Source organism: Streptomyces sp. GL_141 (assembly GCF_057834385.1).
Genome location: NZ_CM174402.1, coordinates 3,278,752 through 3,293,106, shown reverse-complemented (window position 1 = coordinate 3,293,106; position 14,355 = coordinate 3,278,752). Strand labels below are relative to the sequence as shown.

At 71.5% G+C, this 14,355-nt stretch carries 11 protein-coding genes; 8 read left to right on the top strand and 3 right to left on the bottom strand.

The features are described from left to right. The first annotated feature begins 86 nt into the window (after positions 1 to 86). The 4 genes from AC3IX6_RS13990 (at position 87) to AC3IX6_RS13975 (ending at position 7,412) form a co-directional block, all read left to right on the top strand. A complete protein-coding gene (locus AC3IX6_RS13990) occupies positions 87 to 1,862 on the top strand; it encodes a serine/threonine-protein kinase (protein ID WP_489370445.1) in 1,776 nt (591 codons plus the stop codon). 201 nt (positions 1,863 to 2,063) lie between these two features. After that, positions 2,064 to 3,692 carry a succinic semialdehyde dehydrogenase gene (locus AC3IX6_RS13985; RefSeq protein ID WP_489370444.1) on the top strand — a complete coding sequence of 543 codons (1,629 nt, stop codon included), beginning with the start codon at positions 2,064 to 2,066 and terminating at the stop codon, positions 3,690 to 3,692. Between the two features lie 47 nt (positions 3,693 to 3,739). Then, positions 3,740 to 5,521, top strand: a complete 1,782-nt coding sequence (locus AC3IX6_RS13980; RefSeq protein ID WP_489370443.1) for a GMC oxidoreductase — start codon at positions 3,740 to 3,742, stop codon at positions 5,519 to 5,521. Positions 5,522 to 5,747: 226 nt separating this feature from the next. Then, a complete protein-coding gene (locus AC3IX6_RS13975) occupies positions 5,748 to 7,412 on the top strand; it encodes an LPXTG cell wall anchor domain-containing protein (RefSeq protein WP_489370442.1) in 1,665 nt (554 codons plus the stop codon). Between the two features lie 299 nt (positions 7,413 to 7,711). Here the strand turns inward: AC3IX6_RS13975 and AC3IX6_RS13970 are convergent, their stop codons facing one another. Further along, positions 7,712 to 8,008, bottom strand: a complete 297-nt coding sequence (locus AC3IX6_RS13970; RefSeq protein WP_489370441.1) for a chorismate mutase — start codon at positions 8,006 to 8,008, stop codon at positions 7,712 to 7,714. A 313-nt stretch (positions 8,009 to 8,321) separates the two neighbouring features. Between AC3IX6_RS13970 and guaA the strand changes: the two genes are divergently transcribed. From guaA to AC3IX6_RS13950, 4 genes are all read left to right on the top strand, one after another. Continuing rightward, positions 8,322 to 9,908, top strand: a complete 1,587-nt coding sequence (gene guaA, locus AC3IX6_RS13965) for a glutamine-hydrolyzing GMP synthase (RefSeq protein ID WP_250744099.1) — start codon at positions 8,322 to 8,324, stop codon at positions 9,906 to 9,908. A 142-nt stretch (positions 9,909 to 10,050) separates the two neighbouring features. Then, entirely contained in the window at positions 10,051 to 10,860 is an 810-nt protein-coding gene (locus AC3IX6_RS13960) for a class II aldolase/adducin family protein (RefSeq protein ID WP_489370440.1), read from the top strand. 102 nt (positions 10,861 to 10,962) lie between these two features. Beyond that, on the top strand, positions 10,963 to 12,219 hold the full coding sequence (locus AC3IX6_RS13955; protein WP_274549130.1) for a hypothetical protein: 1,257 nt from the start codon (positions 10,963 to 10,965) through the stop codon (positions 12,217 to 12,219). Positions 12,220 to 12,237: 18 nt separating this feature from the next. Continuing rightward, positions 12,238 to 12,765, top strand: a complete 528-nt coding sequence (locus AC3IX6_RS13950; protein WP_489370439.1) for a DoxX family protein — start codon at positions 12,238 to 12,240, stop codon at positions 12,763 to 12,765. A gap of 8 nt (positions 12,766 to 12,773) precedes the next feature. Here AC3IX6_RS13950 and AC3IX6_RS13945 read toward each other — a convergent pair whose 3' ends face one another. Both AC3IX6_RS13945 and AC3IX6_RS13940 read right to left on the bottom strand, forming a co-directional pair. Then, positions 12,774 to 13,244, bottom strand: coding sequence for an NUDIX domain-containing protein (locus tag AC3IX6_RS13945; RefSeq protein ID WP_489370438.1), 471 nt, complete (start codon positions 13,242 to 13,244; stop codon positions 12,774 to 12,776). Beyond that, positions 13,244 to 13,954, bottom strand: a complete 711-nt coding sequence (locus tag AC3IX6_RS13940; protein ID WP_489371445.1) for a DUF5919 domain-containing protein — start codon at positions 13,952 to 13,954, stop codon at positions 13,244 to 13,246. Before AC3IX6_RS13940 ends, AC3IX6_RS13945 begins: the two co-directional genes overlap by 1 nt. Positions 13,955 to 14,355: the final 401 nt, after the last annotated feature.

Sequence of the window (14,355 nt, the reverse complement as noted above, 5' to 3'; positions counted from 1 at the left end):
GCGGCCCAACCGCCGCCGAGTGGTTCCGTCGCCGCCGGGGATCTCCGTAGTCTGACCGGAAGTGCACAGAGCGGCGGCGGGGTTTCGTGGAACAGCAGACAGGTGCGGGTGCGGTGCTCGCGGGCCGGTACCGGCTCGTGGAGCCCATCGGCAGGGGCGGCATGGGCAAGGTGTGGCGCGCGCACGATGAGCTGCTGCACAGGACGGTCGCCGTCAAGGAACTGACGGCGGGCCTGTACGTCGCCCAGGCCGACCGGGACGTCCTGCACGCCCGGACGCAGAAGGAGGCCCGGGCCGCGGCCCGGATCCAGCATCCGGCGGTCGTCACGGTCCACGACGTACTGGAACACGACGACCGGCCCTGGATCGTCATGGAGTACATCGACGGCCCCTCCCTCGCGGACGCGGCGAAGTCCGCCGGCCGGATCGAACCCCGTGAGGCGGCCCGGATCGGGCTGCACGTCCTCGGTGCGCTGCGCGCCGCCCACGCGGTCGGCGTCCTGCACCGGGACGTGAAACCGGGCAACGTGATGCTCGCCAAGGACGGGCGGGTGATGCTCGCCGACTTCGGCATCGCCGCGATCGAGGGCGACTCCTCCATCACCCGCACCGGCGAACTCGTCGGCTCCATCGACTACCTGGCCCCCGAACGGGTCACCGGCGGGTCCCCCGACCCGGCCTCCGACCTGTGGTCGCTCGGCGCGACGCTGTACACGGCCGTCGAGGCCCGCTCGCCCTTCCGCCGCACCTCGCCCATCTCCAGCCTCCAGGCCGTGGTGAACGAGGAGCCGCCCGCCCCGACCCACGCGGGCGCGCTGGCCCCGGTCATCACGGCGCTGCTGCGCAAGGACCCGGCGAAGCGGCCGTCGGCCGACGAGGCCGAGCAGATGCTGCTGCAGGCGATGGAGGGCCGCGAGCCGAGGGCGGCGCAGGCGTACGTACCCACGCGCGCGATGGGCTCCGAGGAGCTGGTCGCAGCCCGCAACGAGGCGGGGGACACGACCGCGCTGCCCGGCGACGGAGAGCCGGGCCAGGGTCGGGGCCAGAGCCAGAGCCAGGGGCCGGAGCAGGAGCAGGGGCAGGAGCAGGGCCGGGCCCCGGAGACGAGGCAGGAGCCGGTGCTCGTCGCCCGGTCCGAGGCCGGACCGGGCGCGCCGGCCGGGCCGGGCGCGCCGGCCGGGCCGGGCCCGCGGGACACCGGGGCCCCCGGCCGGTTCAGGCGCGCCGCGGTCGTCGCCGTGGTGGCGGCGCTGCTCGGTGGCGGCGGGGTGTTCGGGATCCTGAAGTACACCGGCGACGCGGAAACGGCCGGCGGGATCCCGGGCCGGACGGCCGGTTCGCCGGACCCGTCGGCCGGTGCCGCCTCCGGCGGCGTGGACTCCAAGGGGCAGACGGAGAAGGCTCCGCCGGCGGGCTGGACGAAGGTGGTCGACAAGGAGGGCTTCACCCTCTTCGTTCCGGAGGGCTGGAAGCGCAGGGAGGACGGCTCGCAGATCGACTACACCAAGGACGGCGGCAAGCACTTCATCCGGATCGCGGTGGACCGCGAGCCGACGTTCAAGGACCCGTACGCACACCTGCTGGACCTGGAGAAGCAGGTCCAGAAGCGCTCCGACTACGTGCGCCGGATCCTGCGCCCGAACACCTTCCGGGGGCAGGTCAAGTCCGCCCTGTGGGAGTTCGTCTGGACGGAGAAGACCGGGGCGTTCCCCGGTCCCCGGCAGGCCATCGAGCAGATGTACTACGCGCCGGACGGCACCGAGTACGCGGTGTACATGTCGGGTCCGGTCTCGGACTGGGACACGACCCGGGAGCAGTTCGACGTGGTGCTCAGCGGCTGGGCGCCGGCCCCGCCCCGCTGAGGCCCCGCCCCGCCGAGTCCCCGCCCCGCCGAGTCCCCGCCCCCGCCGAGTCCCCGCCCCGCCGGCGCCCGACCCGGCCCGGCTGAGACCGCGCCGCGGGGCCCGGATTCCGCCATCCCGCCAGTGATCACTGGCAGAAATGGCAAAATCCGGTTACCGGCGGGTACCCAAAGCACCCCCGGGCGGAATACGCTCACGGCCATGACGGACACGCAGGCCCCGGCCCCCCTCCGCAGCGCCCCGCAGCCCACCAACCCGGTCGCCCCCGCCCCGGCCGGCGCCCGGAGCGCCGCCGACGTGGTGACCCCCGAACTGGTCGCCCGGCTGACCCGCGGCGTGGCCGGCTCCGGCCGCACCGCCAACCACAGCCCCTTCACCGGGGACCGCCTCGCGGAGCTCCCCGAGTCCACCCCCGAGGACGTGGAGGCGGCCTTCGCCGCCGCCCGCGCCGCGCAGCCCGCCTGGGCCGCCGTGCCCGTCCGCGCGCGGGCCGCCGTGCTGCTGCGCTTCCACGACCTGGTCCTCTCCCGGCAGGCCGAGGTGCTCGACCTGATCCAGCTGGAGACCGGCAAGGCCCGCCTGCACGCCCACGAGGAGGTCCAGGCCGTCTCCATCGCGGCCCGGCACTACGGCCGCAAGGCGCCTTCGTACCTGCGCCCCAAGGGCCACACGGGCGCCATGCCCACCCTCACCAAGGTCACCGAGCTGCGCCAGCCGCGCGGGGTCATCGGCCAGATCGCCCCCTGGAACTACCCCCTCGAACTGTCCATCGGCGACGCCCTGCCCGCCTTCGTCGCGGGCAACGCCGTCGTGATGAAGCCCGACACCGAGACCGCGCTCACCGCCCTGTGGGCCCGCGACCTGATGATCGAGGCGGGCCTGCCGGCCGAGGTGTTCCAGATCGTCATAGGCGAGGGCCCGGTCGTCGGCCCCGAGGTGGTCCGGTACGCCGACTACGTTTCGTTCACCGGCTCCACGCGTACCGGCCGCGAGGTCGCCCAGGGCGCGGCCGCCCGTCTGGTCGGCGCCTCCCTCGAACTCGGCGGCAAGAACGCCATGCTCGTCCTGCGCGACGCCGACGTGGAGAAGGCCGCCGCCGGCGCCGTCCGCGCCTGCTTCTCCTCCGCGGGCCAGCTCTGCATCTCCATCGAGCGGCTGTACGTGCACGCCTCGATCGCCGACGAGTTCGTCGCCCGGTTCGCCGCCCGGACCAAGGCCATGCGCCTCGGCTCCTCCCTCGCCTACGGCGCGGACATGGGCTCCCTGGCCGGCGAACGCCAGCTGTCCGCCGTACAGCGGCACGTGGACGACGCCGTCGCCAAGGGCGCCACCCTCGTCACCGGCGGCGTGGCCCGCCCCGACATCGGCCCGCTCTTCTACGAGCCGACCATCCTCGACGGCGTCGAGACCGCGATGGCGGTGTGCGGGGAGGAGACCTTCGGCCCGGTCGTCTCCATCTACCGCTTCACCGACGAGGACGCGGTCATCGAGGAGGCCAACGGCACCCCCTACGGCCTGAACTCCAGCGTGTGGACGAAGGACGCCCGCCGCGGCCACGCCGTCTCGGCCCGCCTGCGCACCGGCACCGTCAACATCAACGAGGGGTACGCCCCGGCCTACGGCAGCGCCCAGGCGCCCATGGGCGGCATGAAGGAATCCGGCCTCGGCCGCCGCCACGGCTCCGAGGGCATCCTCAAGTACACCGAGGCGCAGACCGTCGCCCACCAGCGGCTGCTGCCGATGGGGCCCTCGTTCGGGATGGACGACGAGAAGTACGCGGCGTTCATGACCCGCAGCCTCCAGGTCATGAAGGCGTTCCGGCTCCGCTAGACGGCCCAGTCCGTTCCGTCAGTCCGTTCCGTTCGGGAGGCACCGCAGTGTCGTACGACTACGACGTCATCGTCATCGGATCGGGTTTCGGAGGGTCGGTCTCGGCGCTGCGGCTCTCCGAGAAGGGGTACCGGGTCGGCGTCCTGGAGGCAGGGCGCCGGTTCACCCGCGAGAGCCTGCCGAAGAACAGCTGGGACCTGCGCAATTACCTGTGGGCCCCGGCCCTCGGCCTGTACGGGATCCAGCGCATCCACCTCCTCGGCAACGTGATGGTCCTCGCGGGCGCCGGGGTCGGCGGCGGCTCCCTCAACTACGCCAACACCCTCTACGTGCCCCCCACCGCCTTCTTCGAGGACCGGCAGTGGGCGTCCATCACGGACTGGCAGGACGAGCTCGCCCCCTACTACGACCAGGCCAAGCGGATGCTGGGGGTCCGGCTCAACCCGACGACGACCCCCTCCGACGTCCACCTCAAGGCGGCCGCCGCCAAGATGGGCGTCGCGGACTCCTTCCACATGGCCCCGGTCGGCGTCTTCTTCGGGGACGGCGACGATGCCGAGGGCCAGGGCAAGGTCCGCCCCGGCGACGAGGTCGCCGACCCGTACTTCGGCGGCGCCGGCCCCGCCCGCAAGGCCTGCACCGAGTGCGGGGAGTGCATGACCGGCTGCCGGCACGGCGCGAAGAACACCCTGAACGAGAACTACCTGCACCTCGCGGAGCGGGCCGGCGCCGTCATCCACCCCATGACCACGGTCACCGCCCTCTCCGACCACCCCGACGGCGGCTACCGGGTCCGCACCGTCCCCACCGAGGGCCGCCGCAGCGCCGAGCCCACGGTGCTGCGCGCCCGCTACGTGGTCGTCGCGGCGGGCACGTACGGCACCCAGACCCTCCTGCACACGATGAAGGACCTCGGCGAGCTGCCCCGCCTCTCGGACCGGCTCGGCGATCTGACCCGGACCAACTCCGAAGGCCTCGTAGGGGCTCAGACGGATGACCGCCGGTACCGCAAGCGGCACGGCAAGGACAAGCGGGCCGACTTCACGCGGGGCGTGGCCATCACCTCCTCGGTGCACCCCAACGCCGACACGCACATCGAGCCGGTGCGCTACGGCAAGGGCTCCAACGCGATGGGGTTCATGACCATCCTCCAGGTGCCCTACTCCGGCCACCGGGTCCGCGCCTGGTTCGGGCGCACCGCCCGGCACCCCGTGCAACTGCTGCGCTCGCTGTCCAACCGGCGCTGGTCGGAGCGGACCATCATCGGCCTGGTCATGCAGTCCCTGGACAACTCCCTGACCACCTACCGCAAGCCCGGCGGCATAGGGAAAGGGCTGCTCACCGCCCGGCAGGGCCACGGAGCGCCCAACCCCGTACAGATCGCCGAGGCCACGCGGGCGGCGACGCTGCTGGCCGAGGAGATCAACGGATTCCCGGGCAGCAACATCGGCGAGCTGATGGGCACCCCGCTGACGGCGCACTTCCTCGGCGGCTGCCCGATCGGCGCCTCGCCCGAGGAGGGCGTGGTCGACCCGTACCACCGGCTCTACGGGCACCCGGGCATCTCGGTGGTGGACGGCTCGGCGGTCTCCGCGAACCTCGGGGTCAACCCGTCGCTGACGATCACCGCGCAGGCGGAACGGGCGATGTCCTACTGGCCGAACAACGGCGAGCGCGATCCGCGCCCGGAGCAGGGGGCGGCCTACACCCGCCTGACGGCCGTGGAACCGGTCCGCCCGGCGGTGCCGAAGGAGGCCTTCGGGGCGCTGCGCCTGCCGTTCCTGGCGGTACCGCAGGTCCCGCCGCGCTCGGCGTCCCCCGTCGAATAGCCGCCGAACAGCCGCCGTACGGCGACCGGGGAGTCAGCGGCACCGCGTGCCCGCCGAATGACTTCGGCGGGCACCGCACTCCCCCTCCGAGCGCGGTACCCGCCGAACTACATGCAAGACATCCGCCCGGCCCGGATGGTTGTAGGGGAATCCGGCGATGGAGGTGTGGCGTCCGTCACACGGTGAAGAGCACAACCAGGAAGGGCCCTCAAGGGTCAGGACCGGCATGAGAAAGCGCATCTCCCTGCTGGCGGCAGCCGGCCTGGTGGCCGTCGGTCTGGCCGCCGCCCCCGCGAACGCCGCGGACCCGGTGTTCACGCTCACCAGCCCTGCGGAGATCGGCCTGCGCCCGCACGCCGGGGACGGCGGCGAGCCGCAGAAGGCCACGGTCGACTTCCGGGTCGAGAACCCGACCGGGAGCGAGTTCCGGCGCCGGAGCACCTTCACGGTCGACCTCGCCCCGCTCAAGGGCGTCGCGGACGTCGCGCTCGCCGAGGGCCAGTCCAGCCGCTGCACCCTCACCGTGACGACGGTCACCTGTGACGACCCCTGGGGCATCTCGACCGGCGAGGACTGGGTGGGGGCCCTGGACCTCACGGCCGCCAAGGGCAGCAAGCCCGGCACGGTCGTCGACCTGACGATGACCGGCGCGGCGGAGGGCGCGACCTTCGAGCCCACCACCACGAAGGTCAGGATCGGCGGTCCCGACCTGGTGATGGAGGAGGCCGCCCTCAAGGCGGCGCTGACTCCGGGCGAGACCCAGCCGCTCCCGATCGTCTTCGGCAACACGGGGACCGAGTCGGTCAAGGGCGTGGCGCTGGAGCTCAACACGACGCACGGCATGGGGCTGGTCGAGCAGTACGACAACTGCGCCACCAGCGAGAACGACACCACCGGGAAGCCCTGGAACAAGGGCTGGTCCACGACGGTGTGCACGTTCGACAACGAGATCAAGCCGGGCGAGGTTTGGGAGATCGCCGGCGCGCTGACCCTGGAGGCCGCTCCGCACGCCTTCATCGAAGGACTGATCTACGGGGTGCACGAGGCCGGCTCCCAGCCGAAGTCCACGCAGAAGTTCAGCACCCCCCGCACGGGCAAGAAGCTGGGCCTCAAGACGCGCGCGGCCAAGGCCGCGCCGCGCGCCGCGGACCTGGACCCGTGGAACAACCGGCACGAGTTCGACTTCTCGGTGAAGAACACCGCCGACCTGGTGGCCACCGACACCTCGCTGAAGGGCAAGGCGGGCGAGACGGTCAAGGCCCGGCTCGGCTTCCGCAACGAGGGTCCGGCGTGGATCGCCCACTTCCGCTCGGGTGAGGACGTCGCCCTGACGGACATCGTGATCCCGGCCGGGGCCAAGGTCACCAAGGTGCCGGAGCACTGCAGTGCCGCCACGGCGCAGGGCGATCACCGCGAGGAGAAGCTGGGCGCCCCGCGCTACTTCTGCACGACCTCGCACGTCATCGGTGAGAAGCAGGAGTTCGGCTTCCCGTTCGAGCTGAAGATCGAGAAGGTCGTGGCGTCCGCCACCGGTTCCGTCTCGGTCGGGCAGTGGTCCGACGAGGGCACCACCCCGCAGTCCTGGGACCCGAACCACGCCAACAACAAGGCCGCCTTCGTGATCAACGGCAAGGACACCACTCCCACGCCGACCGCGCCCCCGACCACCGCCGGCCCGACGCCGACGGCTCCCACGTCCCCGGCGGCCACGCCGGGTACGAGCACCGCTCCGAGCCCGGGTGCCGGTACGGGCAACGGCAAGACGCCGAACGGCGGCCTCGCCGAGACCGGCGCCGCCACCGGGCCGCTCCTGATCGCCGGTGCGGCGCTCGTGGCCGCCGGCGGCGCGGTGTTCCTGGCCTTCCGCCGTCGGGCCACGGGCCGCGCGTAACGGCGTAGGCGGGGGACCGACGGGGGAAACAGAAGAACGGCCGGTCCGGGGCGTCCCCCGGGCCGGCCGTCCTTTGTGTGGTGACCGGGCTGCTGTCCCCTGCCGTCCGGTCACATGAAGGAGCGAGGTCCCACGACGCACGCCCCCGCAGGGGGTGCGTCTCATCGCTCCAGCGGAGCCACGCGTGGTGCTGCGGTCCCGCACCTGGCTGGCACGGTCATCCGCATCAACGAAGGGCCGTGGGGGCGGTCACGGTCCGGACGGGTGACGAACAGGCGTCACGGCCGCCGCCGCGGGCCTCAGACCCGGCCGCGGCACAGCTCCAGCAAGGTCATCGCGAGCGCGGTACCGGGCTTGCCGAGGGCGTCGCTCCAGTGGTTCAGGACCTCCATCTCCCGCGACAGGTGCACCCGGCGCCCGCCCGAGCCGATCCGGGCCTCCTGGATGACGGTCGAGACGGCCATCCGTTCCTGGATCAGGCCGATGATCCGGTCGTCGATGGCGTCGATCCGCTCGCGGGAACCGGCGATCAGCTGGTCGGCGGTGGCGGTGGCGGTGGCGGTGGCGGTGGCGGTGGTCGTGGTCATCGTGGTCATGGTCGGTCTCCTGTGGTGTGGGTGGGTGGGGAGGGAGGGTCCGACCGGAGCGGGAAACGCGGAGCGCCCCGGTCCTGTCGGACCGGGGCGCTCTGGGAAGTCAGTGGCTCAAGCGAGCATCACGATGACCCATGGCGACCGGACCGGCCGGTGCCATAGGTAAAGAGGAAGCTCAGCTGCTTGCGCATGGAGGGATTATGACCCTCTGTCCCGCTCCGTGCCAAGCCGGTTCGGACGGTGAGACGAAGAGGGGCATCCGTCCCCCGTTAGAATCGACAAAACAACCCCCTCTTTCCGCCGGAAGGCCTGCCCCGTGCCAGAAGCCACCTTCGCCACCCACGACAGCGCCCCGGACACGGTTCTCGTCGTCGACTTCGGCGCCCAGTACGCGCAGCTGATCGCCCGCCGCGTCCGCGAGGCACGGGTCTACTCCGAGGTCGTGCCCAGCACGATGCCCGTGGCCGAGATGCTCGCCAAGAACCCGAAGGCGATCATCCTGTCCGGCGGCCCGTCCTCCGTGTACGAGGAGGGCGCCCCCCAGCTCGACGGCGCGATCTTCGAGGCCGGCGTCCCCGTCTTCGGCATGTGCTACGGCTTCCAGCTCATGGCGGTCACCCTCGGCGGCACCGTCGACAACACCGGTTCGCGCGAGTACGGCCGCACCCCGCTGGCCGTCTCCAAGGCCGGATCCACCCTCTTCGAGGGCACCCCCGAGAACCAGTCGGTGTGGATGTCCCACGGCGACGCCTGCTCCGCCGCTCCCGAGGGCTTCACCGTCACCGCGTCGACCGACGTCGTGCCGGTCGCGGCCTTCGAGAACGACGAGAAGAAGCTCTACGGCGTGCAGTACCACCCCGAGGTGATGCACTCCACGCACGGCCAGCAGATCCTGGAGCACTTCCTCTACCGCGGTGCGGGCCTGCAGCCCACCTGGACCCCCGGCAACATCGTCGAGGAGCAGGTCGCCCTCATCCGCGAGCAGGTCGGCGACAAGCGCGCCATCTGCGGCCTGTCCGGCGGCGTGGACTCCGCGGTCGCCGCGGCCCTCGTGCAGAAGGCCATCGGCTCGCAGCTCACCTGCGTGTACGTGGACCACGGTCTGATGCGCAAGGGCGAGACCGAGCAGGTCGAGAAGGACTTCGTCGCCGCCACCGGTGTGCAGCTGAAGGTCGTCGACGCGCAGGAGCGCTTCCTGAACGCGCTGGCCGGCGTCTCCGACCCGGAGACCAAGCGCAAGATCATCGGCCGCGAGTTCATCCGCGTCTTCGAGCAGGCCCAGCTGGAGATCCTCCAGGAGGACGGCCCGGCGGTGGCCTTCCTGGTCCAGGGCACCCTGTACCCGGACGTCGTCGAGTCCGGCGGCGGCACCGGCACGGCCAACATCAAGTCCCACCACAACGTGGGCGGACTCCCCGAGGACATCGAGTTCGAGCTCGTCGAGCCGCTGCGCCAGCTGTTCAAGGACGAGGTCCGGATGGTCGGTCAGGAGCTCGGCCTGCCCGCCGAGATCGTCCAGCGCCAGCCGTTCCCCGGCCCCGGCCTCGGCATCCGCATCGTCGGCGAGGTCACCAAGGAGCGCCTGGACCTGCTCCGCGAGGCCGACGCCATCGCCCGCCACGAGCTCACGGCGGCCGGCCTGGACCGCGAGATCTGGCAGTGCCCGGTCGTCCTGCTGGCCGATGTCCGCAGCGTCGGCGTCCAGGGTGACGGCCGTACGTACGGCCACCCGATCGTGCTGCGCCCCGTCTCCTCCGAGGACGCGATGACCGCGGACTGGACGCGCATGCCGTACGAGGTGCTCGCGCGGATCTCCACCCGCATCACCAACGAGGTGCCGGACGTGAACCGCGTGGTCCTGGACTGCACGAGCAAGCCCCCGGGCACCATCGAGTGGGAGTAGGACCCCACTCGCCCCGCCGGTCGCGGCTCTGGAAAAGCGTGAAGAGGCCGCCGCTCCCGCGCAGGGAGCGGCGGCCTCGCCGCGTGTATGGCCTCTTCGGCCGGTCGCCGGTACTTTGCGCCGCGACCTTGAAGGAGGGCCCATGACCGAGCGACCCGCACCCGCACTCGCACCCGCACCCGTGCCCGTCGAGCGGCTGGGCTTCGAGATGCCGCCGGTGTTCGCCACCGTCGGGCAGGAGCGCGCGCACCGCAAGGAGCGGCTCGCCGGGGTGCTGCGGCTGCTGGGGCGGCTCGGGTACGAGGACGGGGTGGGCGGGCACGTCAGCGCCCGGGACCCGGAGTTCGAGGACTGCTACTGGGTGAACCCCTTCGGCCGGGCCTTCGCCGGGATCGGCCCCGACGACCTGCTGCTGGTCGACGGCGGGGGCCGGGTCCGCCAGGGGGAGCGCAGGGTCAACCAGCTGGCCTTCGCCGTGCACGCGGCCGTCCACCGGGCCCGGCCCGCCGTGGTGGCCGTCGTGCGCACGCAGGCCCCGTACGGCAGGGCGCTCGCCGCGCTCGGCGAACTCCTCGCCCCCGTCACCCAGGAGGCCTGCGCCTTCTACGAGGACCACGCGCTGCTCGACGAGTTTTCGGGCGGCGGGGCCGCCGGCGGTGGGGACGCGGACGCCGAGCGGATCGCAGCCGCGCTCGGCCCCTACAAGGCGCTGGTGCTGCGCAACCTCGGGCTGCTGACCGTCGGCGACTCGGTGGAGGCCGCCGCGTGGTGGTTCATCGCGGCGGAGCGGGCCGCGCAGGTGCAGCTGATCGCGCGGGCGGCCGGGAAAGCGGTGCTCATCAGCCACCACGGTGCGCTCGCGACCCGGGAGCGGTTCGGGTCGGACCTGGCGGCCTGGGCGAACTGCCAGCCGCTGCTGGAGACCCCCGGAGCGGGTCCGTCAACATCATGAACGGTTAATCACCTGCTCTGACATCGTGCGCAATCCGGAACACTGCCGCAGTGGTGCACAATTCGCTGGCATTGCACCGAAGTTCAGAGAGGCGGCACGTTCGTGGCTGTCCAAGAGATGTCCAGAAGCACCCATACCGCGGCCTGCGCCTGCGAGGACTGCACACGAGAGGGGCACCGCCGCGCGGTCGCAGCGTTCCTGGCGAAGCGCGACGAGTTCGCCTCCGGGCAGGGGGTACCGGCCGCCGTGGCCCACTCCCTCGGAGCTTCCCGCCAGTGGGTCTCCGACGAGCTGACCCTGTCGGCCCGGACGGTCGCCGACCGGGGCCGGGAGGCGGGCAGCTCCTGGCTCTACCTGTTCTCCCGGCGGGCCGTCCTCGCCGTGTGGATCGCCGCCGGGGTGCTGCTCCTGGTCCAGGTCGGCACCGCGCTCGGCACCGGCTGGTCCACGGCGCGCACCGCCGGGCTGCTGGCCGCGCTCGTGCTGGCCGCCCTGCTGACGGTGGCGGCCCGCGCGCAGACGCTCCGGGGCGGGCTGCTGGCCCCGCTGGTCGGCGAGGACAACCGGCTGTCCACTTCGAAGGCGGTGCCGAGCGCCTGGCTGGTGCTCACCGCCTTCGCCACGCTGCTGCCCGCGCTGCGGCTGGCCGCCTCCTCGCCGGGACCCGAGCGTCAGGCGCTGTACGAGGGGTTCGCGCTCGACCGGGCGCTGCCGCTGCTGGCGGTGCTCGGGCTGACCTCGGGGGTCGCGGTGCTGGTGCGCCGGGTGGTCTCCGTACGGATCATGGGGCAGCGGTTGCAGAAGCTGCCGGCGGACCGGCCGTCCGGGGCGGACCTGCTGACGGACGACGCGGGCCGGGGCTCCTTCCCGGACGCCCAGTACGTACTCGTCTCCACCGTGGTGCTGGGCTTCGCGGGGGTCTCGCTGGCCCGGTTCCCGGACCGGCTGCCGGCGCTGCCGTGGGCGCTGGCGCTGCTGGTGGCGCTGTCGGCGGCCGTGTACCTGGCGGCGAAGTACGCCGAGGGCAGCCGCCCGCTGGTCCTGTCGGTGGTGCGCAGACGCGAGCCCGGGGATCTGGACGCGGCGATCCGCCCCGGGGACGACATCGAGATCCGCGGAGTGGGCTTCGTCCCGCCGGGGGCGCAGACGCCGGAGATGCTGGCCCGGCTGGTGGTCCGGGTGGGTGCGGTCCATGTGCACGTACCGCTGGTCCCGGTGGCGGGCGGCTTCACCAACCCGTCCGACGCCGTGCTGACCGTGCCGGTCCCGGCGGAAGTGGAGCCGGGGCGGATCGAGATCCAGGTCGTCACCGCCGCGGGGGTGGAATCCAACCGGTGCACCATCGACGTGGCGGAGTGAAGCGGGTACACATAGCGCGTGACCCGAACTGACGTCCCCTCCGGCGCCCCTGACGCTCCCACCGGAGCGAGCGGCCTGCGCGGCCTGCGCGAGCTCGCCGCCCGCCACGCGCTCCTGCCCCTGCGGATCTTCCTCGGCGTGACCTTCGTCTACGCCGGCCTGGACAAGCTGACCGACTCCGCCTTCCTCTCCGCCACCGGCAGCGGCTCCATCGGCGAGCTGATGCACGGGGTGCGCGACACCTCGGCGATCCCGGCCATGGTGGACCTCGCCCTGAAGGCTCCCGTCGGCTTCGCCGTGGCCCTGGCCATCGGGGAACTCCTGGTCGGCCTGGGGGTCCTGGCCGGACTGCTGACCCGGATCGCGGCCGTCGGCGGGGCCCTGATCTCGCTCAGCCTGTGGCTCACCGTGTCCTGGGCGGTGACCCCCTACTACTACGGCAACGACCTCCCGTACATGTTTTGCTGGGTTCCGCTCGTGCTGGCCGGGGCGCCCTACTGGTCACTGGATGCCCTGATCAGGCGCAGGCGGAGGGCGACCAGCTGAAGGCTGCGCTACCCGAGGTAGGGGCTCTCCCGGTCCTCCAGGAAGTGAGCCAGCCTCAGCCGTTGTGTGTGGTGCATGTCCAGGGAACCGAGAGCTCCAGGGTCCACCCAGCGGAGCTCCAGAGACTCATCCGAGACGGCCAGGGTCCCGCCCACCATGCGGGACCGGAAGCACACGTTGAACTGTCGGCGTACTTCTCCGTCGGTGTACGCGATGACGTGCCGGGGGTCGGTGTACGTCCCGACGAGCCCAGTGATCTCTACGTCCAGGCCGGTCTCTTCCTTGACCTCTCGGACGGCCGTTCCGGGCAGACTGTCGGTCATCTCCATGCCTCCGCCAGGCAAAGCCCACAGACCGCTGTCTGAGCGCCTCTGAAGCAGGATGCGGCCCTTGTCGTCGGTCACCACGGCAGATGCCGCTACAACCATGCTGTTCGGCTTTGGGGCGTCCGGATCATCAAAATACTCAGTGCGTGCCACTAGCTGACCTCCTGGGCCGTCGACCACACGGACTCAAAGCTCTCGGCGTAGGTGTCGAACATGGTCCCGCCCTCAGTGCGTCGCAGGTGCCACACCGGCGCACCGTATGCGTTCACGCCCCACACATGGGCATTGACCAGGGCTTGGTCGTCGGCCCTGTAGATCGAGTTGTAGAGCGTCGTTCCATGGGTCCTGATCTCCACGCCGGAGACGTCGACAAGCGACCGGTAGTGAAGGAGCGCCAGCCGGCACCGCGATTCAATGCCGTGCCCGAACCTCTCCTCCTGGCCCCGGAGCTGAACGTTTTGCGAGTCGGCGTCACCCAGGCAGATGCGCACTCGGCATCCGGCCTCCGCCCTCTCCCTGAGGAGGTCATTGAGCCGGGGATACGCCTCATGCAGGAAGACGGCCGCATAGACCAGGACATCGACCCGCTCTTGAGCTGACGACAGAAGGTCGACGAACACCGATACGGGGAGGTCTGCCCGCTGCTCGTAGAGGGCCACCAGTTCGGGACTCACGGCCCGTGCCGACCGAGCCTGCCTCAACGCGGGCCACAGCGCGTGTATGTCCTCTCCCAGGACCTCGGCAGCCTTCATAGCGGTTGCCCTCCGGGGCACCCTCCCGAGGTTCACCCATCGCTCAACACTCTTGGGGTCAACTCCAGAGGCTTCAGCAAGAGTCGAGTGTGTCCAACCCCTGGAAGTCATCGTTGCCCGCAGGCGCTCATTGCCAGCCATAGGGACGTTCTACCCCCATCAGGACGTCCCAGAGTGGGGAATGTGCGAGGTTCCCCCGTCCTGGCTGCCGGCCGGACCATGAAGCCTCTCAGTGAGGGAGAGCAGAGGGCCGGACGTGGTGATCCATGTAGCAGCAGATACAGACGCAAGCCAGTGGGAGTACGTGACCTATGCGCCCAGGGGCGAGACATGCCCAGCTTGCTTGAAGCAGATCAAGCCCCTTGAGCGGGTACGTCGTGGCCGCTTGGAGCGTCAGCCAGGCGCCCCCATCGTGGTCTATCGCCACTACGAGAAGTGCTCGACGTGATCACGGCGCGAGATATCGGCTCCAGAGTGAAGGATGCGGCCGGACGGATCGGAATCCTGCGTGA

Coding starts and splice junctions, on each gene's coding strand:
- AC3IX6_RS13985 (WP_489370444.1), top strand. CDS start 2,064: ATGACGGACACGCAGGCCCCGGCCCCCCTCCGCAGCGCCCCGCAGCCC.
- AC3IX6_RS13975 (WP_489370442.1), top strand. CDS start 5,748: ATGAGAAAGCGCATCTCCCTGCTGGCGGCAGCCGGCCTGGTGGCCGTC.
- AC3IX6_RS13970 (WP_489370441.1), bottom strand. CDS start 8,008: ATGACCACGATGACCACGACCACCGCCACCGCCACCGCCACCGCCACC.
- AC3IX6_RS13960 (WP_489370440.1), top strand. CDS start 10,051: ATGACCGAGCGACCCGCACCCGCACTCGCACCCGCACCCGTGCCCGTC.
- AC3IX6_RS13940 (WP_489371445.1), bottom strand. CDS start 13,954: ATGACTTCCAGGGGTTGGACACACTCGACTCTTGCTGAAGCCTCTGGA.